Annotated in this window: 19 protein-coding genes; 10 read left to right on the top strand and 9 right to left on the bottom strand. The window is 71.4% G+C overall.

Annotation, left to right across the window (positions count from 1 at the left end):
- Window positions 1–27 precede the first annotated feature (27 nt).
- Window positions 28–1,266 carry an ROK family transcriptional regulator gene (locus ACFYP0_RS21935; RefSeq protein ID WP_208741240.1) on the top strand — a complete coding sequence of 413 codons (1,239 nt, stop codon included), beginning with the start codon at window positions 28–30 and terminating at the stop codon, window positions 1,264–1,266.
- Window positions 1,267–1,392: 126 nt separating this feature from the next.
- Entirely contained in the window at window positions 1,393–3,003 is a 1,611-nt protein-coding gene (locus ACFYP0_RS21930; RefSeq protein ID WP_386997397.1) for a SpoIIE family protein phosphatase, read from the top strand.
- 28 nt (window positions 3,004–3,031) lie between these two features.
- On the opposite strand, the gene ACFYP0_RS21925 is transcribed toward ACFYP0_RS21930, so the two are convergent.
- Complete coding sequence (locus ACFYP0_RS21925) at window positions 3,032–3,697, bottom strand: MarR family winged helix-turn-helix transcriptional regulator (protein WP_386997395.1); 666 nt, start codon at window positions 3,695–3,697, stop codon at window positions 3,032–3,034.
- A gap of 58 nt (window positions 3,698–3,755) precedes the next feature.
- Here ACFYP0_RS21925 and ACFYP0_RS21920 point away from each other — a divergent pair, with 58 nt between their 5' ends.
- Entirely contained in the window at window positions 3,756–4,886 is a 1,131-nt protein-coding gene (locus ACFYP0_RS21920; RefSeq protein WP_124858704.1) for a PP2C family protein-serine/threonine phosphatase, read from the top strand.
- Between the two features lie 7 nt (window positions 4,887–4,893).
- Here ACFYP0_RS21920 and ACFYP0_RS21915 read toward each other — a convergent pair whose 3' ends face one another.
- The 7 genes from ACFYP0_RS21915 to ACFYP0_RS21885 all read right to left on the bottom strand — a co-directional run bounded on the left by ACFYP0_RS21915 (window position 4,894) and on the right by ACFYP0_RS21885 (window position 13,418).
- Window positions 4,894–6,375 (bottom strand): sugar transferase, encoded by a 1,482-nt coding sequence (locus ACFYP0_RS21915; RefSeq protein WP_124858705.1) that lies wholly within the window; start codon window positions 6,373–6,375, stop codon window positions 4,894–4,896.
- Between the two features lie 216 nt (window positions 6,376–6,591).
- The gene (locus ACFYP0_RS21910; RefSeq protein ID WP_386997392.1) at window positions 6,592–8,349 is read right to left on the bottom strand and encodes a substrate-binding domain-containing protein; all 1,758 of its coding nucleotides are present in this window, start codon (window positions 8,347–8,349) and stop codon (window positions 6,592–6,594) included.
- Window positions 8,350–8,506: 157 nt separating this feature from the next.
- On the bottom strand, window positions 8,507–9,544 hold the full coding sequence (locus ACFYP0_RS21905) for a lactonase family protein (protein ID WP_386997390.1): 1,038 nt from the start codon (window positions 9,542–9,544) through the stop codon (window positions 8,507–8,509).
- 87 nt (window positions 9,545–9,631) lie between these two features.
- Window positions 9,632–10,234 carry a GTP-binding protein gene (locus ACFYP0_RS21900; protein WP_386997388.1) on the bottom strand — a complete coding sequence of 201 codons (603 nt, stop codon included), beginning with the start codon at window positions 10,232–10,234 and terminating at the stop codon, window positions 9,632–9,634.
- The gene (locus tag ACFYP0_RS21895; RefSeq protein WP_355501215.1) at window positions 10,215–10,604 is read right to left on the bottom strand and encodes a DUF742 domain-containing protein; all 390 of its coding nucleotides are present in this window, start codon (window positions 10,602–10,604) and stop codon (window positions 10,215–10,217) included. Before ACFYP0_RS21895 ends, ACFYP0_RS21900 begins: the two co-directional genes overlap by 20 nt.
- Complete coding sequence (locus ACFYP0_RS21890; protein ID WP_112584065.1) at window positions 10,594–11,016, bottom strand: roadblock/LC7 domain-containing protein; 423 nt, start codon at window positions 11,014–11,016, stop codon at window positions 10,594–10,596. The genes ACFYP0_RS21895 and ACFYP0_RS21890 overlap by 11 nt, the downstream gene beginning before the upstream one ends.
- Window positions 11,016–13,418 carry a sensor histidine kinase gene (locus ACFYP0_RS21885; protein ID WP_355501213.1) on the bottom strand — a complete coding sequence of 801 codons (2,403 nt, stop codon included), beginning with the start codon at window positions 13,416–13,418 and terminating at the stop codon, window positions 11,016–11,018. Before ACFYP0_RS21885 ends, ACFYP0_RS21890 begins: the two co-directional genes overlap by 1 nt.
- Window positions 13,419–13,705: 287 nt before the next feature.
- Here ACFYP0_RS21885 and ACFYP0_RS21880 point away from each other — a divergent pair, with 287 nt between their 5' ends.
- The 5 genes from ACFYP0_RS21880 to ACFYP0_RS21860 all read left to right on the top strand — a co-directional run bounded on the left by ACFYP0_RS21880 (window position 13,706) and on the right by ACFYP0_RS21860 (window position 18,041).
- Window positions 13,706–14,299 (top strand): hypothetical protein, encoded by a 594-nt coding sequence (locus tag ACFYP0_RS21880; protein ID WP_112676003.1) that lies wholly within the window; start codon window positions 13,706–13,708, stop codon window positions 14,297–14,299.
- Window positions 14,300–14,310: 11 nt separating this feature from the next.
- Entirely contained in the window at window positions 14,311–15,354 is a 1,044-nt protein-coding gene (locus ACFYP0_RS21875; protein ID WP_386997385.1) for a hypothetical protein, read from the top strand.
- Between the two features lie 194 nt (window positions 15,355–15,548).
- Window positions 15,549–17,207, top strand: coding sequence for a sodium:solute symporter family protein (locus ACFYP0_RS21870; protein WP_386997383.1), 1,659 nt, complete (start codon window positions 15,549–15,551; stop codon window positions 17,205–17,207).
- Window positions 17,208–17,223: 16 nt separating this feature from the next.
- Window positions 17,224–17,532, top strand: coding sequence for a hypothetical protein (locus tag ACFYP0_RS21865; protein ID WP_355501209.1), 309 nt, complete (start codon window positions 17,224–17,226; stop codon window positions 17,530–17,532).
- Between the two features lie 122 nt (window positions 17,533–17,654).
- Complete coding sequence (locus ACFYP0_RS21860; RefSeq protein WP_091405768.1) at window positions 17,655–18,041, top strand: hypothetical protein; 387 nt, start codon at window positions 17,655–17,657, stop codon at window positions 18,039–18,041.
- 122 nt (window positions 18,042–18,163) lie between these two features.
- Here ACFYP0_RS21860 and ACFYP0_RS21855 read toward each other — a convergent pair whose 3' ends face one another.
- The gene (locus ACFYP0_RS21855) at window positions 18,164–19,942 is read right to left on the bottom strand and encodes a glycoside hydrolase family 6 protein (protein ID WP_355501207.1); all 1,779 of its coding nucleotides are present in this window, start codon (window positions 19,940–19,942) and stop codon (window positions 18,164–18,166) included.
- Between the two features lie 599 nt (window positions 19,943–20,541).
- Between ACFYP0_RS21855 and ACFYP0_RS21850 the strand changes: the two genes are divergently transcribed.
- Window positions 20,542–21,663: a hypothetical protein gene (locus ACFYP0_RS21850; protein WP_386997380.1), complete on the top strand. Its 1,122-nt coding sequence runs from the start codon at window positions 20,542–20,544 to the stop codon at window positions 21,661–21,663.
- Between the two features lies 1 nt (window position 21,664).
- The gene (locus ACFYP0_RS21845) at window positions 21,665–22,360 is read left to right on the top strand and encodes a class F sortase (RefSeq protein ID WP_124859985.1); all 696 of its coding nucleotides are present in this window, start codon (window positions 21,665–21,667) and stop codon (window positions 22,358–22,360) included.
- The last annotated feature ends 23 nt before the right edge of the window (window positions 22,361–22,383 follow it).

The raw sequence follows: 22,383 nt of genomic DNA, 5'->3' as shown, positions 1-22,383 counted from the left end.
TTGCCCACCCTATGGCACTGTCAAGGGGTGAGCCTCACCCACGCCCCGGCCGGCGCAGTCCGTCAGGGCAGTCTGCGCGAGCTCAACCTCGCCCTGGTGCTCGGCCGGATCGCCGCGGCCGAACGCCCTCCGTCCCGAGCCGACCTGGCGACCGCGACCGGCCTCACCAGAGCAACCGTGTCCGCGGTGGTCGAGGACCTGCTCGCCGGCCAGCTGGTCAGCGAGTCCGACCCGGCTCCCCGCTCCGGTGCCGGCCGTCCGGCCCGCGGGCTGGTCCTGGCCGACCAGGGGCCGGCCGGGCTCGGCCTGGAGGTCAACGTGGACTACCTGGCGGTCTGCGTGGTGGACCTCGCGGGTGAGGTCCGGCACCGCACCGTGCACCGGGCCGACCTGCGTCCGGTGGCCCCCGCCGACGCGCTGGCACAGCTGGTCGAGATGGCTGGGGCCGCCCGCGACGACGCCGCCGATCAGGGCCTCACACTGGTCGGGGCCGCGCTCGCGGTGCCCGGCCTGGTGGACGACGCCGGTCTGGTCCGGCTCGCGCCGAACCTCGGCTGGCAGGACGTGCCGGTGCCCGCCCTGCTCGCCGAGCACCCTCCGCTGATCGAGCAGGTGCCCGGCGTCCCCGCACTGGTGGTGGACAACGAGGCCAACCTCGCCGCGCTCGGCGAGCTGCACTCGCAGCCACCCGGCCCGTCCAGCTTCCTGCACATCTCCGGAGAGGTGGGCATCGGCGCCGGCATCGTGCTGGACGGCGCGCTGTTTCGCGGCGTACGCGGGTGGAGCGGCGAGATCGGGCACCTTCCGGTGCACCCCGAGGGCCGTCCGTGCCGCTGCGGTGGGCAGGGCTGCCTGGAGCAGTACGCCGGCCAGGAGGCGATCGTGGCCGCCGCCGGGCTGGTCCGGGCCGAGCTTCCCGCGGACACCGCGACGGCCCGGTTGGCCGAGCTGGCCGAGGCCGGCGACGCCGACGCGCTGCGGGCGCTGCACGACGCCGGAACGGCGCTCGGCGTCGCGGTTGCCGGCGTCGTCAACCTGCTCGACCTGGACACCGTGGTGCTCGGTGGCGGTTACGCGGCGCTCGCACCCTGGCTGTGCCCCCCGGTCCTCGCCGAGATCGGTGCCCGGGTGCTCACCGCGGCCTGGTCGCCGGTCACGGTCCGCCCCTCGACGCTCGGCGCGGAGGCCGCCGCGGTAGGCGCCGCCGGTTCGGTGGTGCGCAGGATCGTCGCCCAGCCCGCCGGCTGGCTGGCCCGCGCCGGCTGATCGCCAACCCGCGCCGTGCGCCGCTGTCGGAGCGAATCGGTACCCTTGCCTTCCGGCAACGATCCCCGGTGAGGAGTCGAGAGGCAGCATGCGCACACGTCGTCAGACGCGAGCCGGCGTCCGGCGGTGACCACGACCCAGCAACCCGGCGGCACACCGTTGTCAGCCGACGAACGGTTGGCCCGGGAGTTGCTCGACGGGCTCGCCGAGGCCGTGCTGACAACAGACGGGACCGGTCGGGTCACCCTGGTCAACGCGATGGCGGCCGAGTTGATCCCGGAGATCGACGCCGGCACCGAGCTGGCCGGTTGCCCGGTGGCAGCCCTGGCCCGGGCGGTCGCCAGCGGCGCTGACAGCTTCGACGCCGACCACCACGGCCGGCGACTGCGCGGCGTCCGACGGCAACTCGCCGGCTCCCGGTGGGCGTGGTATGTCCGCGACGTCACCGAGGAGCACGCCCGCAACGACGCCCTGCTCGCCGAACGCTCCCGCACCGCTTTCCTCGCCCAGGCCGGCAGCCGGCTGGCGCTGGCCCTGCACCGGGACCAGGTCCTCCTGGCCACCACCACGCTCGCCGTTCCCTACCTGGCCGACGTCGCCGTGGCACTGCCCCGACCGACCGCGCCGGCCGAGCCGCACCCCCGATGGATCCGGTACGCCGACGGCGAGCCCGCCCCGATCACCGGGCTGGCCAGCCCCGCGCTGACCAGCTCAGTGCCCGGGCTGGCCGAAGCGCTGGCCGGCGACCGGGCCGAGCCAGGCCCCTGGCCGGACGCATTGCTCACCGACCTGGCCGACCTGCTGCCGCCCGAGTTCGGCCCCCCGGGCATGGTGCTGGTCAGCCCGCTGCTCAGCGCCAGCGGGTCGGCCGGTGCGCTGCTGCTCATCCGTCGGGCCGGGCGGGCCGGCTTCGACCCGCGCGATGTGGAGCTGGCCCGGGAGTTCGCCGCCCGCGCGGGTGCCGCGCTGGCCACCGCCGACCTGCACGGTGAGCAGGCCCACCTGGCCCGGGTGCTGCAAACCAGTCTGCTCCCGCCCGAGCTGCCCGTCGTGCCCGGCGTGAGCATGGCCGGCGGCTACCGGGCAGCGGGCGACACCCTGCGCATCGGCGGCGACTTCTACGAGGTGTTTCCGCACCGGCGCGGCGCCCTGTTCGCGCTCGGCGACGTGTGCGGCAAGGGCGTGGGCGCGGCGGTGCTGACCGGCCGGGTCCGCCAGTCGTTGCAGACGCTGAGGCTCGTCGAGCAACGCCCGCTGGAGCTGATCCACCTGCTCAACCAGGCCCTGCTCGACGCGCCGGACGCGGCGCGGCGCAACCAGTTCACCACCCTGTTGCTCGGTTCCGTGGACCGGGGGCCGGCCGGGCTGGACGTCCGCGTCGCCGGCGGGGGTCACCCGGCGCCACTGCTGGTCACCGCCGACGGCACGGTCACCCCGGTCCCGGTCGGTGGCATGCCGGTGGGGGCGCTGACGGCCGCACGGTTCGCCGAGACCCGGGTGCACCTCGACGCGGGCGATCTGCTGCTCGCGTACACCAATGGGGTGACCGAAGCTCGCGGCCCGCGCGACGCCGCGATGTTCGGCGAGGCCCGGCTGCGGGCCGCGCTCGCGTCGGCGGCCGGGCAACCGCCGGCGGCGCTGATCGACCGGGTGCTCCGCACGGTCGACGACTGGCTGGGCGGGCAGGCCCACGACGACATCGCGATGCTGGCCGTGGGCGCGTCGACGCCGGCATGACCGGCCGGGGCCGGCCCGGCCGGCTTGATCAGGCGGTACGCGCCACCGGCGGGCCGTCGGCCGGCCATTCCCTGCTGGTGCCGACCGATCGTTCCGGACCGCCCGACGAACCCGTCCACCCCGTTCGGGTCTGCCGACCCGAATCGCCCGACCAGTCCTCCGACCGCCCACCGGGCCGGTCCGGGTCGTCCGGCCAGTCCCCCTGGCCCGTCGGCTCATCCGGCGTCGGCACGTTCTGCGTCTGCTGGCGGCGGGCGGTCTCGTCGAACTCCCGCATCCCGCTCAGCAGCGCGTCGCGGCCCTCCCGGCTCATCCCGGCCAACACGGCGGCGAGTTGGGCCTGGCGGTCGGCCCGCAGTTGGGCGACGAGCCGGCGGGCCTCCGGGGTGAGGTGCAGCGAGATCTCCCGCCGGTCGAAGCGGCCCGGCTCGCGCTCCAGCATGCCGGCGGCGACCAGCCGGTCACAGAGGCGGCTGGCGGAACTGAGCAGCATGTCGAGTCGGGTGGCGAGCCGACGCAGGTTGATCCCGTCGTACTGCTCCACCACCATCACCGCCCGCAACTGGGCACCGGACACGCGGTTCGCGGTCCCCTCCCGGGCAGACTCCCAGATGCCCAGCAGGGCAGCGGCTGCCGCATCCAGTGCGGCGGCCATACTCGTCTCAGGGTCCGTCGGACGGTTCAGTTCGGCCATGGTGGCCCGAGAGTACTCCGAACCTCCTGGTAGTCGAGCTTTCAGTGAAGGACTGACGATGAGCGAACCGGTCAATCGGGCACGACGTGCCCTGAACGAGACACCAGCTGACCGGCTCGTCGGTGGGATCGGGGAAGTGCTCGTCCAGGCGTACGGGATCAGCGACGTCGAGCTCTACCAGGTCGACTACCGACTCGCGGAACTACTGCCCCTCACCGACGGTGACTCGATCACGAACCCCGGGCACCCGGCCTGGCGCGCCTTCGACCACCAGTCGCCGATACTGACCGACGGCACCGCCTGGTTCCCGGTCACCATGCGTGGCGAGCGTCGAGGGGTGCTGTGCCTGTCGCCCGTTCCGGACGACCGGGAGATTCTCGCCGATCTGGCCGACATCGCCACCGCGCTCGCACACGAGGTGGCGGCGGTCTCCGCCGGCACCGACGTCTATCTGGCGGCCCGGCGCAGCCAACGCCTCACCCTGGCGGCCGAGATGCAGTGGGACCTGCTCCCCGGCCGCAGCCGGATCCGTCCCTCGTTCAGCCTGGCCGGGCAGTTGGAGCCGGCGTACGCGGTGCGCGGCGACAGCTTCGACTGGTCCGACGACGGGGAACGGGTCTGGTTGTCCACCATCAACGGCACCGGTGAGGGGGTGGCCGCCTCTCTGCTCACCTCGCTGGCCACCCACGCGCTGCGCAACGCGCGTCGGGCCGGGCTGAGCCTGGCCGACCAGGCCGCCCTCGCCGATCAGGCCATCTACGACCTGTACCGGGGCGAGCAGCACCTCTCCGCGCTGCTGATCGAGTTGGACCTGCGCTCCGGGATGATGACCGTGGTGGACGCCGGGTCACCCCGACTGGTCCTGCTCCGCGACGGGGACGTCACCGAGCAGCCCCTGGAGGCGCAGTTCCCGCTGGGCATGTTCGAGGCGACCGACTACCACGAGCAGAAGTTCCCGCTGCAGCGTGGCGACCGGGTCTTCGTGGTCAGCGACGGGGTGGTGGAGGCCACCGGTCAGCACATGCGCTACGGCGAGACGGCGCTGGACCGGTTCCTGCGGCGGACCGGGCCGATGGCCCCCCTGGACGCCGTCCGGTCGCTGATCGGTGATCTGCGCGCGTTCGTGGCCGGTGACCTGGTCGACGACGCGGTGGTCGTCTGCCTGGACTGGACCGGCCCCCAGGCGTGAGCGGTGGTCAGTACGCGCCGCGGCCGTTCAGCACTGCGCCGAAGGTCTTCCAGAGGATGGTGAGGTCGGCGGCGAGGGACCAGTTCTCCACGTAGTAGAGGTCGAGCCGGATGCCGTCCTCCCAGCTCAGGTCGGAGCGGCCACTGACCTGCCACAGGCCGGTCATGCCGGGCTTGACCAGCAGCCGCCGGGCCACGTCGCCGTCGTAGCGGGCCACCTCCGAGGGCAGCGGCGGGCGGGGCCCGACGAGGCTCATCTGCCCCAGCAGCACATTGACCAGCTGCGGCAGCTCGTCCAGTGACCATTTGCGCAGCAGCCGGCCGACGCGGGTCACCCGGGGGTCGTGGCGCATCTTGAACATCAGGCCGTCGGTCTCGTTGCGCGCGGTCAACTCGGCGAGCAGCGCGTCCGCGTTCACGACCATGGTGCGGAACTTGAACACGCCGAACTCCTGCCCGCCCCGGCCGACCCGGACCTGCCGGAACAGCACCGGACCCCGGCTGTCCAGTTTGATGGCCAGCGCGATGAACGCGATCAGCGGCAGTAGCACCGCCAGCGCCAGCGACGAGACGGACCGGTCGACGAAACCTTTCACCAGCTTGCGGACCCCGCGGAACTCGGGCGCCTCGACGTGGATCAGCGGCAAGCCTGCGACCGGGCGGGTGTGGATGCGCGGGCCGGCGACGTCGGTCAGCGCGGGCGCCACGACCAGGTCGATGCCGGTCCCCTCCAACTGCCAGCCGAGGCGGCGCAGCCGGGTCGCGGTCAGCTCACCGGAGGCGGTCACCGCGACCGTGTCCGCGCCGATCGCGGTGGCGGCCTCCGGGATACCCCGGAACGACCCCACCACCGGCACGTCACCCAGCCGCTGTGCCACCGGCGCGAGCAGCGCGTCCGGGATGCAGGCGCCCACCACCTGGTAGCCGGCGTACGGCTCGCGGCGCAGCGTGTGGACCAACTCCAACACGTGGGCGGTGTCGCCGACCACCAGCACCTTGCGGGACCAGCCGGCGCCCAGCGAGCGGGCCCGGTGCAGTCGCTTGCGGGCGGCGAACCGCGCCACCTCCAGCCCGACGGTGCCCACCGCGAAGGAGATGCCCAGGAAACCCCGGGAGACGCCGACGTCGGCGATGTAGCCGATGATGGCGATCGCCCCGGCCAGGCGCAGGCTGGCTGAGCTGACCCGCCGGTACTCGTCCGCCCCGTAGCCGATCACCCGGTCGTCGTAGCAGCCGAGCGCCTTGAGCGAGATCAGCCAGGCCAGCACCAACCCGGGGGCGACCAGCACGTACGGGATTTCCGAGCCGGTCGGCTCGTCGTCACCGAAACGGGCCACGTACCCGATCAGCAGCGCGATGATGAGGATGGTGGTGTCCAGCACCACCAGGACCCGCACGTAGGACCGTTCGTCGGCACGCGCCACCAGCCCGGCGCGTCGAGCGTCCGGCTCCGCCGACGTGGCGGGGGTCAACAGTGTCGCCACGCTCACCGGCCCTCCCACTCTGTACAGGATGGCCCCGGCCGACGGGTCGGACCGGAGGCGGACCGACTATGCCGGAACAGTCGACATCCTGCCTTGACAACTATGACTGCCGATTGCTTCCGACGTATTGCCGTCACTTTTCTTCAACAACCTGGTGGCCGAAAAGGGGCCTGCCACACCGAATCGACGGTACGGCAGGCCCCTGGACGTCTGAGCGTCGGATCAGCGCGGCGCTGGCGGACGCCGTGCGATGGCGCTGAGGAAGATGCTGCCGATCTCGCTCGGGTCCTTGGTGACGAAGACGTCGCCACCGGTCACCTTGGTGATCGACTCCAGCTCTGCCTTGCTGACGCCCTCGCCGATACCGATCATGATGACCTGGACCGGCCGCTCCGGGTCGGCGACCTGCTTGAGCTTGCCGAGCAGCTGCTGCTGGTTGAGACCGTTGTCGTCCTCGTTCTTGCCGTCGGTGAACAGCACGATCGAGTTGACCCGGCCGGGCTGCCAGTTCTCCTGCACCGCCTGGTACGCGGCCAACATGGTGTCGTAGAGGCCGGTGTCACCGCTGGAGGGCTTGATGGTCGCGAGCGCGCCCTCCAACTGGGCCCGCTGGCCGGAGAGCGGCCCGATCGGAATCAGCTCCCGGTAGTCCCGGTTGCCGACGAGCTTGGTGGAGAAGGTCCACAGGCCGATCGACCAGGAGTCGTCGAAGAGGCCGAGGCCGCGACGGGCCGCGTCCACGGTGACCTCCTCCCGGCTGCGGTTGTTGGCGCTGGGCACCGGGTCCTTCATCGAGCCGGAGACGTCGATGACGGCGAGCATCCGACCGGACTGGGTGGCGATCGACCAGCTGGAGACGACCCGCTGGATGGCGGCCGGGTCGAGGCCACCCGCCGCGGTGCCGCCGTTCGCCGGCGCGGTGGGCGCGCCGCCGGACGGGCTCGGAGCACCCTGCGGCGCCTTGAAACCCTCGCCCCAGTTGCCGTCCGGCGCGCGCAGCGACTGCGCGGCCAGCCGGTTGCGGAAGTTCGGGCTGGTGAGCAGCTCGAACAGCACCTTGGCCGCCGACGCCTTGCTCGGCTCGATGCCCGGCAACACCGCGTACGGGTAGTCCAGCGGCATCGGCGCCGGCTCCATGTAGAGCGCGGCGAGGGGCACCGGCGGCTTCTTGCTGTTGTACGCGATCACGTCTTCTTCGGACAGGGCCGCCGCGCCGAGACCGCTGGCGATGGAGGTCGAGTCGTTGGCCGTAGGAAAGCGGGCCAGCAGGTCGTTGCGGAGCGAGGAACGCCCTGTGGCCAGTGCGCGGAGCGCGCCGACGGTGTTGCGTTGGGCGTCGCCACCGGCGCCGTTGGCGGCCGCGGTCAGCGAGAGCAGACCGGACAGGCCAGCCGCGTCGCGGGTCGGCTCGACGATCCCGGTCCGCAGCGGCGTGCTGGTGTTGGTGACCTGCTTGAGCAGGTCGGTCCAGTTGAACTTCTTGTCCGGCCAGCCCAGCCGGGTGGCGATCGGCTCGGGCATCGCGACGACGATCGGGCTGCGCGCGATGGAGGCGCCGTTGGTCGGAGCGAACGCGGTCGCGTCCTTCTTCAACCGCAGCAGCCAGGTCGAGGAGTCGGGCACCCAGACGTCCGGGCTGACGGCGGTGCCACTGGCCTGCCCCACGCCGGCCAGCACAGCGCCGTGCTTGGCTGCCACCACGGCCGCCACGTCGACCGGGTCGGACGCGGACACGTCGACGCGGATGCAGGTCGGGCCGACCGCGGCGCCATCCTTGACCCACTGGGACGCGGCGGCGTCCACCGCTGGCGCGAGTTCGGAGGCGACCGCCACGGCGAGTCGGATCTCTCCCGAGCAGCTGGGCTGAATCAACTCCTGATAGCCGAACCACGCGCCCGTCGTCACGACGAGCACCCCCGCCGTTGCGGCGGCGGCGGCTAGGTGGAGTTTCGAACGCATGCGATGGCGGCCTGCTGACACGGTGACCATCTTGCGTACTAGGTGCCGTCCCTGCCACATCCGTTCGGACTAAAGTTACGGAGGAGAAACAGTTGACCTCTTTTTTGCAACACAGAGTGACGCGACAGCCTCACGGCGTTGCCAAACCAGTGTCGCTCTCACGTCTCTAAACCATCGTTCAGGACATTACGCACGTCGGACTCGGCACCGGCACCGGCTCGCCGACCGCCTCCAGGACGCCGGTGTCGGCGTCGCGGCGGAACACCCGCACCATGTCCGCCCGCTCGTCGGCGACGTAGAGGTGCTCCCCGACGAGGGCGAAGTGCCGGGGCCACTCCCCGCCGGTGTCCACTTCGGCCACCAGCTCGGGCAGCTCCCCGCCCAGGCTGAAGACCGCCACGGTCCCCACCCCACGGTTGGCGACGTAGAGGAACCGGCCGTCCGGGGCGACCGAGACCTCCGACGGCTGGACGTGACCGGCGCGCTCGCTCGCCTCGACCCGCCCGCGCTGGTGCAACGCGCCGTCGTCGGTCAGCTCGTAGGCGGTGACCGAGGCGTCCAGCTCACCGACGAGGTAGCAGCGCCGTCCGTCGGGGTGCCGGGCCAGGTGCCGGGGCCCGGTGCCGGGCTTCGTACGCATCCGGGGCGCACGCGGCACCAGTCGTCCGGTCGCCTCGTCCAGGTCGTACCGGTAGACCGAGTCGGTGCCGAGATCCACGCCGAAGATCGGCCCCTGGCCCACCCCGGGCGAGACCATGTGGGCGTGGGCGTGGTCCTGGCGCTCCGGGTCGGGGCCGTGCCCCTCGTGCACCACCAGGTCGGTGCGCTCGCCCGGTACGCCCTGCGGGTCGAGCGGGAAGACCGCGATGCTGCCGCTGCCGTAGTTGGCCGCCAGCAGGTGACCCCCGCCGGGCAGCACCGCCAGGTGGCAGGGCTCGGCGCCGCCGGTCGATCGACTGCCGAGCGGGTCCAGCGCACCGTCCGCGCCGACCTGCCAGGCGCTGATCTCGCCGTCCGTCAGCTCGTTGACCGCGTAGAGCACCGGCTGGGTGGGGTGCCGCGCCAGGAAGGAGGGGGACGGGGTGACCGCCACCGTGCCGAGCGGGGTCAGCGCCCCGGTCCTCGGGTCGCGACGAGCGGCGACGATGCCGCTGCCCCGCCCGCCGCTCTGCGCGGTGTAACCCCCGATGTGGACGACCTCACCCTGACCGCTCACGCCCAACTCCTCCGCCGGCATCCTTCGTTGATCCAACCAGAGGCTGCCCGCGTTGCCCGCCCGTTAACCGGCTTTCCGGCCCGGATCTCAGGCCGCCGGCACCGGCTCGCCGCGCTGTCGTGCGACGTGCTCCACCAGAGAGATCAACACCATCTTTCCGGACTGCCGGTCCCGGGCGTCGCAGAGCACCATCGGCACGTCCGGGTCCAGGTCGAGCGCTCGGCGTACGGTCTCCAGGTCGAACCGGCGGGAGTCGTCGAAACAGTTCACGCCCACCACGAACGGGATTCCCCGCTGCTCGAAGTAGTCGATGGAGGGGAAGCAGTCGGCCAACCGCCGGGTGTCGGCGAGCACCACCGCGCCGAGCGCGCCGAAGGCCAGCTCGTCCCAGAGGAACCAGAACCGGTCCTGGCCCGGCGTGCCGAACAGGTAGACCTGAAGGTCGTCGTTGATGGTGATTCGGCCGAAGTCCATCGCCACCGTGGTGGTGGTCTTGCCCTCCACGCCGGAGATGTCGTCGGTGCCGATCCCGGCACCGGTGAGCACCTCCTCGGTCTGCAACGGACGGACCTCGCTCAGGGCACTCACCAAGGTCGTCTTGCCAGCCCCGAAGCCTCCCGCGATGAGGATCTTCAGTGCCAGCGGGATGGTGGTGCTGGTGCCCACCTGGTCATAGCGCACGGAGTCCACTGACCACCGCCTTGAGGATGTCGTCGTCGGGAAGGATGCCGGCGGCCGGCGGCTCGTGCACCGCGACCAGGCCCTCGGCGAGGAGATCACCGAGCAGTACCCGGACCACGCCGACCGCGAGGTCCAGCTCGGCTGCCAGTTCGGCCACCGACACCGGCCGGTGGGCCAAGGTGACCAGCCGTCGATGCTCCGGCAGCAGATGCGATTGGCTTGACGTATCGACGTCCGAGCCGGCCAACACGAACGCGACCAGGTTGAAATCGTCGACGGCGGAGCGTACCCGGCCTCCGGTGAGCGTGTACGGGCGCATCACCGGGCCGGCTTCACCGTCCAGCCACTCGTGCTGCGGCCCGGGCGGCTCAGTCCGCATCTCCGGCACCCGCTGCCGATCGGGCCGGCGCGGCAAGGCTCTCCCCCACCCGGATCACCAGCATCGCCATCTCGTACGCGACCAGCCCGATGTCCGCGTCGGCGTCGCTCACCACGGCCAGGCAGGCACCCTGCCCGGCGGCGGTGACGAAGAGGTACGCCGCCTCCATCTCCACCACGGTCTGCCGCACCGGGCCGCCGTCCACGTGCCGGCTGGCACCTCGGGCGAGGCTGGAGAAGCCGGCGGCGAGCGCACAGAGGTGCTCGGCGTCGGAGCGCTCCAGCTCGGCCGAGCAGCCGAGCAGCAGGCCGTCGGCGGAGAGCACCACCGCCTCGCGGGCGGCCGGTACCCGTTGCACCAGTTCGTCGAGCAACCAGTCCAGGCCGGCGCTCTGCTTCGTCGAATGCCGCACTAGGCGTCCCTCTCAGTCACGGTCGGGGGTTCGGGGGTCGTCGGCGGGTCGGTGGGCACCGCCTGGACCGCCGGGTCGGTTGACGCCGCCGGGCCGGTTGACGCCGCCGGGCCGGTTGACGCCGTCGGGGTGATTGCGGTGGCGCGTCCGCGCGCCGTGCCGGCCTGGAGTGCCGCCATCACCTGGCGGACCTCCTCGGGCGAGCGGGGCGACGGCGTGTCGGTGACGGTCGAGCGAGGCTGGGCGGTGGGGGTACGACGGCGCACCCGGCGGGGCAGGCCATCCAGCTCATCGTCCGGCTCGTCTGGGGTCGCCGATTCCTCGTTGCGCCCATTGGCAGGCGGGATGGCCGAGGTCGGTGCTCCGGTGGGTGGGGCGGGCGGGGCTGTGCTGGCGGACGGGGCCGTCGGCGGGCGGGTACGGGGGCGGGTCACGGCACCCCGGCGCGCCGTCCGAGCCAGCCGCCGGCTCGGGTCGGCCGACGCGGTACCGAGCGTGGCGGGGTCGGGGCCGGCCGGCGGCTCGGTGGTGACCAGGTCGCCGGGGACCAGCACCACGGCTGTCACGCCGCCCTTCCCGGATGGGCGCAACCGCACCCGTACGCCGTGCCGGGCCGCCAGCCGGGCCACCACGAACAGGCCGAGTCGGGCGCTCTGCGCCGGGTCGAACTCCGGCGAGCTGGCCAGTCGGGTGTTGGCGGTCTCCAGTGCCGCGTCGGACATGCCCAGCCCCTGATCGGTGATCTCCAGGGCGTACCCGTTGGCCACCTGCGCCCCGGTGACGGTGACCCGGGTGTCCGGCGGGGAGAAGGCGGTGGCGTTCTCGACCAGCTCGGCGAGCAGGTGGATGATGTCGCCGACCGACCGCCCCAGCACGCCGGCCGGGTGCACGGCCTTGACGTCCACCCGTTCGTACGCCTCGACCTCGGAGATCGCGCCGCGGATCAGGTCGACCATCGCGACCGGGTTCCGCCAACCCCGGCCGGGCGCGGAGCCGGCGAGGATGACCAGATCCTCGGCGTGCCGGCGCAGCCGGGTGGCCAGGTGGTCGACCCGGAACAGCTCGGCCAGCTCGTCCGGGTCCTCGCTACGCCGCTCCATCCGGTCCAGCAGGTGCAGCTGACGGTGCACCAGGCTCTGGCTCCGTCGGGCGATGTTGAGGAAGACCTCGTTGAGCCCGCGACGAAGGGTGACCTCGTCCACCGCGGCCTGGACGGCGGTGCGCTGCACCTCGGTGAAGGCGCGCCCGACCTCACCGATCTCGTCGTGACCGTACTCCAGCGGCGGCGCCTCCCGGGCGACGTCGACCTGCTCGCCCCGGCGCAGCCGGGCCACCACGTCGGGCAGCCGGTGCTCGGCCAGCTCCAGCGCGGCGGTGCGGACGCCGCTGAGCCGGCGGACCAGGGTGCGGCCGACCCGCAATGCCACCAGCACCGAGACGACCACCGCGACGAGCCCGAGTACGCCGGCGGCGGCCAGCCGCACCAGGATGCGGACCGCCATGGGCACCGAACGGTCGGTGAGAGCGTCGGCCTCGGACAGTTCGAAGTCCCGCAACTGCTGCTGCACCGTGTCCTGGCTGGCCTGCCAGGCCGCCGCGTCGACCGTCGGCCGGCCGGACCGGTTGGGTACGACCAGCGCGTCCTGCATGCTGCGCAGCCGGGTGAACGCCTCGCTCTCGGTCAACCGTTGGTACGCGACCCGGCTGCTCTCGGGCAGGTCGGCGACGGCGCTCTCGGTGAGCCACCGTTGGTTGCCGATGGCCTGGACGAGCTGGGTGTGCTCGCCCTCGGCGAACCGTCCGGCGGTCAGCGCGCCGGCCAACAGCGCGTCGCTCTGACCGAGCAGTTCCCGGGAGCGACCCAGCGCGGTGAGCGCCAGGGCCTGCCGGTTGAGGTCCGGGTCGGTCAGCGTCGCCATCCCGGCGAACGCCTGGAAGGCCGCGGAGACCATGCCGCTGTACAGGCCGATCGCGCCGGCCCGGTCCACCTTGCGCTCGTCGATGAACTTCCGCCCGTCGGGCAACGCCGACAGGGCGGTGACCAGTTGGTCGACCCGGGTTTCCAGCAGGTCGTCCGCGGCGTCGCGCAGCGGTTCCCCGTCCACCCGGCGGCGCAGCTCGGCGACCGCTCGATCGGTGCGTCCGCGCTGCTCGGCGAGTGCGGGCAGCTCGGTGTTGCCGGCGAGCTGCACCACCGACAGTCGGCGTTCCCGTTGCAGCTCGGTGACGACCGTCTCGCCGGGGCGACCCAGGTCGTACAACAGGGTGCGGGCGGAGAGCAGGTTCAGGGCGGGACCGAAGGTCAGCGTGGTCGCGAAGATCCACAGCGCCAGGAGCGCGGTCACCGGCGCGACGACCAACGCGGTCAGCTTCGAGCGGATCGGCCAGTCGCGGGTTTTCATCAGACCTCGCCCGTACAGGGTGGCAGGAGGGGCGCCGGCACCGCCGGGCACCGCGCCTGCCGGCTGCGCGCCCGGCCGCGTCGCCGGGCACCGGCGCGGGCGCCTTGGGCAGGATACGTAATCGGAGGCTGTTTCACTACCGCCCGTGTCTCCACCGCCCAAGCGCCTCTTCCGGGATGAATCAGGTCTTGGCCGGTGAGTAGTTGGGCCCCTCGTCAGGAAAGTGCCTCGGATCGGGATTGGCGATCACTGCGCGGAGGGAATAGCAGATGACGAAGGAGGAGCCCATGTCGCCCACGCAGATAGTCGTCATCGTGCTCGTCGTGCTGGTGATCGTCGCGGTGCTGGCCGTGGCCGCCCGCTCGCTCAACAACCGCCGGGCCCTGCGCAACCGGTTCGGACCGGAGTACGACCGGGTGGTGGCGGAACAGGACAGCCGGTCCGCCGCGGAGCGCGAACTGCGCGACCGGGAACGCCGGCATGCCGAGCTCACGCTCACCCCACTCACCCCCGAGTCCCGGGCCCGGTACGCCGCCGCCTGGGAGGAACTCCAGGTCCGCTTCATCGACTCCCCCGGCGAGACCGTGGGCGACGCGGACGAACTGGTCACCCGGCTCATCGAGGAGCAGGGCTACCCGACCGGTGACTTCTCCGACCAGATCGCCCACCTCTCCGTCGAGCACGCCCGCACGCTGACCAACTACCGGGACGCGCACGAGATCCACCTGCGCAACTCCCGGGGCGAGGCCAGCACCGAGGAGCTGCGGCAGGCGGTCGTGCACTACCGCGCACTCTTCGCCGACCTGCTGGGTGAGGAGCCGGTCGGCCAACGCACGCCCGAACAGCGCCACCACCCGGACCACGACGCCACGAGCCGCTGAGGAGGCCACCGATGCGCCAGGAAGAGCAGCAGGTGAGCAACGACCACCCGGAGGCCGTCCGGTCTGCGCCCGTGCCGGTACCCCCGGCCGGCGACCGGGCCGACCGCTCCGATGTCCCGGAGGACGCCCTCGACGACCGGGGCACCTTCGACGAGCGGGCCGCCGTCCATGAGCGGACCGGCGACACCGACCGGGACGCCACGTACGACGCGGCCGACGACGAGCTGACCGACGACTCCGACCCGCGCCACCGGCGCGACGACCGGTCCACCGACGAGGGCGGTTTCCACGAGCCGGGGCCGCTGCCGACGACGTTCGGCGCCACCACGGTGGCCGACGCGGTGGCCGCCTCCGCGCTGGCCAGCCCGCACCCGCAGGATCAGCCGGACCCGAGGGCCGAGCGGACCGCCCAGCCGGGCGACGGCGCCGAGGACGGTGAGCGGGAGGGTCTGCGCGCCGACCCCACCGCCGAGCTGCACCGCCGCGACGCGGACGTCGACGACAGCGCGGACGTCGACGACCCCACCGACCTGGACGACCGCGCCGACGCGGACACCTCCGCGCGGACCGTCGTCCCGCCGGGGAGCACGGACGGCGACCCGGAGCGGCGCGGCGATCTGACCGGCGATCGGGATGCCGCCGCAGCGGGCGCAGCCGGCTACGGCAGCGCGACACCGGAGATGGTCGACCCGGACGCGGACGGCGAACCGGTCCCCGGCGACGACACCAGCCCCACGCTGGAGTCCGCCGGAACATCCCGACCCGCCGGGTCGACGGTCGCGGCCGAGCCGGCCACGCTCCTCGACACCGACACCGCGCAGGGCTTCCGGGACCGCTGGCGGGACGTGCAGCTGCGTTTCGTCGACGACCCGCAGGCGGCTGCCGGCGAGGCGCAGTCGCTGGTGGAGGAGGCCATCCAGGCCCTCTCCTCGGCGCTGGCGGCCCAGAAGAACACGCTGGGCGGGTGGCAGGACGCCGGCTCGTCCGACACCGAGCAACTGCGAATGGCGGTCCGCAACTACCGGGACTTCCTGGACCGCGTACTCGGTCGCTGAGTCACCGGACCAACACTGGCGCCCCGGCCGAAACGGCCGGGGCGCCCTCTTGCGTGCCGATCGTCGCGTAGCCCGCCAGACCACCCGAATTGCCCGAATACGACGATCCCGACCCCCAGGAGTGAAACCGTGCGGACGGGGTAATAGGGCGCGCGCCCACCACCAGCGCGGACGCCGGGACAAGGGGGGACGGGATGGACGGCGACGGTCTTCGGTTCAACATGAACGGCCTGGACTACCTGATCCTGGCGCTGTACTTCGTCACCGTCCTCGGGGTCGGCTTCGCCGCGCGCCGGGCCATCCGGACCAGCGTCGACTTCTTCCTCTCCGGCCGCTCGCTGCCGGCCTGGGTGACCGGTCTCGCCTTCGTCTCGGCGAACCTGGGCGCCTTGGAGATCATCGGGATGGCCGCCAACGGGGCCCAGTACGGCGTGATGACGGTCCACTACTACTGGATCGGCGCAGTCCCGGCGATGGTCTTCCTTGGCATCGTGATGATGCCCTTCTACTACGGCTCCAAGGTCCGCAGCGTGCCGGAGTACCTGCGGCTCCGGTTCAACCGCCCCACCCACCTGCTCAACGCGATCAGCTTCGCCGTCGCCCAGGTGCTGATCGCCGGCGTGAACCTGTACGCGCTGGCCCTCGTCATGCAGGCGCTGCTCGGCTGGCCGCTCTGGACGGCGATCGTGGTCGGCGCGGCGATCGTGCTGGCGTACATCACCATCGGTGGCCTGTCCGGGGCGATCTACAACGAGGTGCTCCAGTTCTTCGTCATCCTGGCCGGCCTCATCCCGGTCACCGTGATCGGCCTGGTCAAGGTCGGCGGGTGGAACGGCCTGATGGACGCGGTCGGCGACACCAAACTCGGCGAGGCCGGCCTGCACGCGTGGCAGGACACCGGCAGCACCGCCAACCCGCTGGGCGCGCAGTGGATCGGCATCGTCTTCGGCCTCGGCTTCGTGCTGTCGTTCGGCTACTGGACGACGAACTTCGCCGAGGTGCAGCGGGCCCTCTCGGCGAAGAACATGAGCGCCGCCCGGCGTACGCCGATCATCGCCGCGTACCCGAAGTTGTTCATCCCCCTGGTCACGGTCATCCCCGGCCTGGTGGCCCTGGTGACGGTGAAGGGCCTCGGCGCGGAGAGCGGCGACCTCCAGTACAACAACGCCATCCCGCTGCTGATGCGCGACCTGCTCCCCAACGGCGTGCTCGGGGTGGCGGTCACCGGCCTGCTCGCCTCGTTCATGGCCGGCATGGCGGCCAACGTGAGCGGCTTCAACACCGTCTTCACCTACGACATCTGGCAGGCGTACATCCGCCGCGACCGGTCGGACGAGTACTACCTGCGGGTCGGCCGGTGGGCGACGGTCGGCGCAGTGGTGATCGGGATCGGCACCGCGTTCATCGCGGCCGGGTTCAGCAACATCATGAACTACATCCAGGCGCTCTTCTCCGTCTTCAACGCACCGCTGTTCGCCACCTTCATCATCGGCATGTTCTGGAAGCGGATGAGCGCGCTGGCCGGCTTCTGGTCGCTGCTGCTGGGCACCCTGGTGTCGCTGAGCCTGTACCTGCTCTACAAGGGCGGGGTGGTCGATTTCAACTCCGACCTGGAGGAGAGCTTCTGGGGCGCCGGTCTGGCGTTCGTCACGGCGGTGGTGGTCGCCGCGATCGTCACTCCGCTCACCTCACCCAAGCGGGACGAGGAGCTGCGCGGGTTGGTGTACGGCATGGGCGGCGTCGACCTGAAGGGCGACGTGCTCACCGGGGACGCCGCCTGGTACCGCTCCCCGGTGCTGCTCGGTCTGATCGCGGTCGCGCTGGCCGCCCTCTTCTACATCCCGGTCTTCTGAGGAAAGGGGTCGGCAGATGAGCAACGATGGCAAGCCGGCACAGGACCCGCTGATCAACGAGGCGCAGGCGGAGCAGCGACGTTCCGCCGCGGCTCGGCTGTTCGACATCCGCCGGGTGATCGGTGGCCTCTTCGTCGCGTACGGGGTCATCGTGACGCTGATCGGCATCTTCGACAGCCGGGCCGAGATCGACAAGGCCGAAGGCGTACGGATCAACCTGTGGGCCGGGCTGGCGATGCTCGTGTTCGGTCTGCTCATGCTGCTCTGGCAGTGGTGGCGCCCAGCGGAAGCGCCGTCCCCGAACGAGCAGCAGCCCGACGCCTGACCACCTGACTCGCAAGGCGGGAGCACGGCCCGGCTCCGACCGCCGGGCCGTGCGGCATGAGCGCGACACGAAGGGGTACGCGGGGGAAATCAGGCACCGTGTCGGACACAGGAGGCAGCACCATGACCGATCGCGATCGCCAACCGCCGCTGGAGGACAGCCCCGAGGTGGCCTCGGCGGTGGACGATGACGCCACCGTGCCGCAGTTGCGGACCGGAGGTGGCCCGGACCGGGACACACCGGGCTTCGCCGAGCCTCGCAGCCGACCGGACGACCTCGCACCGGACACCGACGAGCTGATCGGTGACCCGTACGCCGCCGGCACCGGGGCGACCGGGACGGGCACCGGCGCCGGAGGGGACAACATCCGCACCGGGGGCGAGCAGCCCTGGGAGCCGGAGGACCTGGTGATGGCCCGCGGGCAGGATCTGACACCGGAGAACCTGGAGAAGGCCCGCCGTGACCTGGCCGAGCAGGGCCGGGCGGCGATCGAACGGACAGTGCCCTGATCGGGGTCCGAAAGGGGGGTCCCCGGCCCGACCTGTGACGGTCGAGCCGGGGACCCGGGGGAACCTGCTGCCAACAGTGCCTCACCAACCACTGGCAGCGGGTTGGTGCGTGAGCTACCCGATCAGAGGGCCGGGTAGGCGTTGCGCATGAGCTCCTGGAACTGGGCGGAGAACCAGGCACCGGAGATCGGCGCGTTGCCCAGAGCTCCCGACGGGTTGTTGCCGTTGCGGGCGTTGCCGCCGTACGTCGGGTCGCACATCCGGTCGAAGCCCTTGCCCTCGTTGTTCGGGATCTCGCTGCTGGAGCCGTCCGACTCGCCCGGCGGCTTCACCCAGACGTAGGCGTCGATGCCCGTCGCCGGGTTGGCCCGCGGCCGCTCACCGAGACCGGCACCGGCCTGGTTGCACCAGTTGCCGAGGTGCGCCCGACGGTCGATGCGGCCACCGTTGACGTACGTGTCGACGCTCGTCGTCGCGCCCGGCCCGGTGGGTCGGGCGGAGCCACCCCAACCGTTGCGGGAGGTGTCGATGAGCATGCCGATGTTCGAGTTGAAGCCCAACGAGACCAGCTTGGTCCGGAACGCCTGGGCGAACGACAGCTCGTCGACGTAGTAGTTCCAGTCGACCCACTTGGACTGCCGCACCGTCTGGCCGTTCACGTTATCGGTGACCTTGAAGTACGGCTCCTGCAGCGCCGAGTAGTTCGCGGTGTTGGTGATGAAGCCGTGCACGTTGTTGACAGTGCTGCCGGAGGCGACTGCGGCGGTCTTCAGGATTTCGGCGCTCGGGTTGAAGTTGCTGTCCCAACCGAGCCAGCCGTGGTGCCCGGAGTCGATGTAGTTGTAGACGTTGCCGATCGCGCCCAGCTTGGCCAGGGCGTAGCCGACGCCGTTGACGTAGGCACCGTTCGCCTTGACCGTGTCGCACATGACCGTACCGCCCGGCTGACCGGAGGTGTTGGTCACCAGGTTCGGCAGCGAGTCGATCTCGATGATGTTGATGATCCGCAGGCTGCTGTACTTCGACTGGCCCTGGATCGCGGCGATCGGGTCGATGTACTGGGCCTTGTACTTCGGCAGCTCGTCCGGACCCAGCTCACCGTTGGAGGCGAGCGCGGAGCAGTCCCGGCCGGGCAGGTTGTAGATCACGAACTGGATGTAGCCGGCGCCTTGGCGCAGCGCCTCGTCCAGGTGCTCCTTCACCCCGAAGGCACCGTTGGAGCTGCTGTTCGGCGTGCCGTTGATCGCGGCGATCCGGTCCAGCCAGACGGCGGTGGGGTTGTTGGAAACCCGGCTTCCGCCGGCCTCGGCGTCCGCCTTGGCCTTCCACTCCGGGTTCACGTAACCGCGCACCCCGACGTACGGGTTGTCGACCTTGGTGCCGGGCGGCGGCGTGGTCGGCGGATCGGTCGGCGGGTCCGTCGGCGGGTCAGTGGGCGGGTCGGTCGGCGGGGGCGTGGTCGGCGGGGTGGTGCCACCGTTGCAGACCACACCGTTCAGGGTGAACGAGGTCGGCTTCGGGTTGCTGCCACTCCACGCGCCGTTGAAGCCGATGCTCGTCGACGCACCGGTGGCCAGGGTGCCGTTGTAGGACATGCTGCGCGCGGTCACCTGGCTGCCGGACTGGGTGAACGTGGCCGACCAGCCCTGCTGCACCCGCTGGCTGGAGTTGGGGAAGGTCCAGCCCAGCGTCCAGCCGTTCAGCGGGTCGCCGACGTTCTTGATGGTGATGTTCGCGGTGAAGCCGCCCTGCCAGTCGTTACTCGTGTACGCGATGTCGCACTGCGTCGCGGCCTGCGCCGCGGTAACCGGAATCGTTACGAGCCCACCGGCGACCAGGGCACCCGCGCCGGCGAGCGCGAGGGCCCGGCGTGGGCCGGTTAGCCTTCTCCACACATTCATGCCACTGATCTCCTTGGGCGAGACCGGGCCCACGTACGGCCCGGCGGGACGGCCCGATGGGCGTCCTGCACGGACGGCCGTCGGCGCCACGGGATTCTTTGGGGGGGCGCCCGACCCGGACGGGCGATGGTGGTGGTGGTGCCCGCCCGATGCGTCGGCCGGTCGATCGGCGGCGGGTGCGTCGCCCGGTGACCCGGGTGCCCTCGACTCCCCTGCCTGCACGGTGTGGCTCTCTGAACCGCGTTCGCCGATTCTTGCATGGGAGCGCTTCCATGGCAATGGCTCGATGCGTTGCGGGAGCCGTTCGGACGATACCTCCGAGTGGGCCCGACCGGCACGGGTGGCCCGGACCCGCCGCAACGCGATGAGCGGGGCAGTGCGGGCGCACGGAGCGCGGAACGCCGTGCGCCACCCAGAAGGTCCCGCGACGACCGACACGACGCTCGGCGCGGCGAAAGCCGCGTAGCACCCCTTCACCCCTTAGCGGCTTAAACGTCAAAACGCGAATCTTTCACTTCATAAGTCATGAAACGGTCTAACGTCGGTCTTAGCTCGGTTGTCGCCGAGCTCAGGACAACAGGGATGGAGTGACGCAGGTCATGGCTAAGAAGATGCTCGGGAAGGTCGTTGCGGGCGCCGCGCTCGGCGGCGCGTCGCTCCTGGTGTTCGCACCGGGGATCGCATTCGCCGACGGCCACGACGACGGCAAGGTCTACGCCAAGCCGCACGTCGTCAAGGCTGGCGACGAGGTCAAGCTCCTCGAGATCTGCCCGGATCGGCAGGAGCACGCGTACGTGTGGTCCAAGGTCACCGGCAAGGTCAAGCTCAAGCCGGCGGATGAAGACCGGGGTGAGGACCGCGAGTGGCGCGAGGAGGAGAACTCCTCCGACCACGACAAGGGCAAGGACGAGAACGGCAAGGACGAAAACGGCAAGGACGAGCACGGCAAGGACGACAAGGGCAAGGACCACGAAGGCAAGGACGAGAACGGCAAGGACGAGCACGGCAAGGACGACAAGGGCAAGGACGACAAGGGCAAGGACGAGAACGGCAAGGGTGGCCAGGGTGGCGGCGCTGCCGCCGACGCCTACGGCGACGAGGGCAGCAAGGACTGGAAGGGCGAGGAGCACGGCCAGGACGCTGAAGAGGGCCGTGACAAGAAGGACTGGGACTCCAAGGACGAAGGCAAGAAGGACTGGGAGTCCAAGGACGAGCACGGCTCCGAGTACGGCTCGGACAAGGGCTGGGAGAACAAGGACGAGCACGGCTCCGAATACGGCTCGGACAAGGGCTGGGAGAACAAGGACGAGCACGGCTCCGAATACGGCTCGGACAAGGGCTGGGAGAACAAGGACGAGCACGGCTCGGACGAGCGTGGCGGTTACGGCAAGGACGAGCACGGCTCGGACGAGCGTGGCGGTTACGGCAAGGACGAGCGCGGCTCGGACGAGCGTGGCCGGCACGAGGAGCGCGAGTTCGTCTACTACGGCGAAGCCAAGGTCGACAAGGACGCCAAGCCGGGTCGCTACGAGCTCAAGGGCTCCTGCGGCGAGGGCGAGCTCGTCGTGCTGCCGCACGGCGGTGTCGACGGTGGTGACGGCGGCGTCAGCACCGGCACCGACCGGGGTCTGGCCACCGGCGGGGCGGGCGTGCTCGGCGCTGCCGCGCTCGGCGGGATCGTGCTGATGCGTCGTCGGCGGACCGATGGTTCGCTCGTCTGACGTGACGGCGACACCGGCCGGCGGCCGCCACGGGAGACCGTGGCGTGCCGCCGGCACGGCCGTCGTCGTTACCCTGGCCATGATCGGTGCCGGCATGATCGGCGCCTCCCTGAAGACCACGCCCACTCCGCGACCGCCGCAGCCGCTGGCCCAGGCCGGCCCCGAGGCGACCGGGCCGGCGAGCACCGCCGACGATGCCCCGCTCGACGGGCAGCCGGTCGGTCAGGCGGCGGCCGGGTTGGCCCGTTCGGCACCGACCAGCATCGAGATCCCCCGGATCGGCGTCGACGCGACGATCATGTCGTTGGGCACCAACCCGGACGGCACCGTCCAGGTCCCTCCGCTGGACAAGGCCGACCAGGCCGGGTGGTACGAGCCCGGCGCGAGCCCCGGCGAGACGGGTAACGCGGTGATCGTCGGGCACGTGGACTCGGCGGTGCTCGGCCCGGCCGTTTTCTTCGACCTCGGCGCTCTCACCCCCGGCGACACCGTCACAGTGCGCCGCGCCGACGGAGTGCCGGCCACCTTCACTGTCGACTCGGTGAAGTCGTACCCGAAGACGGCCTTCCCCACCGAGTTGGTGTACGGACCGAGTGACCGGCCCGGCCTGCGGGTGGTCACCTGCGGTGGTCAGTTCGACCAGGCCGCGAAGAGCTACCCGGACAACATCGTCGTCTTCGCCACCCTGGCGGCGTGACCCACGACGAACGAAACGCGGTC

The organism is Micromonospora arida (assembly GCF_042873195.1).
Lineage (GTDB): Bacteria > Actinomycetota > Actinomycetes > Mycobacteriales > Micromonosporaceae > Micromonospora > Micromonospora arida.
This window is presented reverse-complemented; position numbering and strand designations above follow the sequence as displayed.

Excerpts from the sequence above, each read along its gene's own strand:
- ACFYP0_RS21875 (WP_386997385.1), top strand. The coding sequence starts at position 14,311 with ATGCGCCAGGAAGAGCAGCAGGTGAGCAACGACCACCCGGAGGCCGTC.
- ACFYP0_RS21870 (WP_386997383.1), top strand. The coding sequence starts at position 15,549 with ATGGACGGCGACGGTCTTCGGTTCAACATGAACGGCCTGGACTACCTG.
- ACFYP0_RS21855 (WP_355501207.1), bottom strand. The coding sequence starts at position 19,942 with ATGAATGTGTGGAGAAGGCTAACCGGCCCACGCCGGGCCCTCGCGCTC.
- ACFYP0_RS21860 (WP_091405768.1), top strand. The coding sequence starts at position 17,655 with ATGACCGATCGCGATCGCCAACCGCCGCTGGAGGACAGCCCCGAGGTG.
- ACFYP0_RS21850 (WP_386997380.1), top strand. The coding sequence starts at position 20,542 with ATGGCTAAGAAGATGCTCGGGAAGGTCGTTGCGGGCGCCGCGCTCGGC.
- ACFYP0_RS21895 (WP_355501215.1), bottom strand. The coding sequence starts at position 10,604 with ATGCGGACTGAGCCGCCCGGGCCGCAGCACGAGTGGCTGGACGGTGAA.
- ACFYP0_RS21865 (WP_355501209.1), top strand. The coding sequence starts at position 17,224 with ATGAGCAACGATGGCAAGCCGGCACAGGACCCGCTGATCAACGAGGCG.
- ACFYP0_RS21920 (WP_124858704.1), top strand. The coding sequence starts at position 3,756 with ATGAGCGAACCGGTCAATCGGGCACGACGTGCCCTGAACGAGACACCA.
- ACFYP0_RS21885 (WP_355501213.1), bottom strand. The coding sequence starts at position 13,418 with ATGAAAACCCGCGACTGGCCGATCCGCTCGAAGCTGACCGCGTTGGTC.
- ACFYP0_RS21880 (WP_112676003.1), top strand. The coding sequence starts at position 13,706 with ATGTCGCCCACGCAGATAGTCGTCATCGTGCTCGTCGTGCTGGTGATC.
- ACFYP0_RS21925 (WP_386997395.1), bottom strand. The coding sequence starts at position 3,697 with ATGGCCGAACTGAACCGTCCGACGGACCCTGAGACGAGTATGGCCGCC.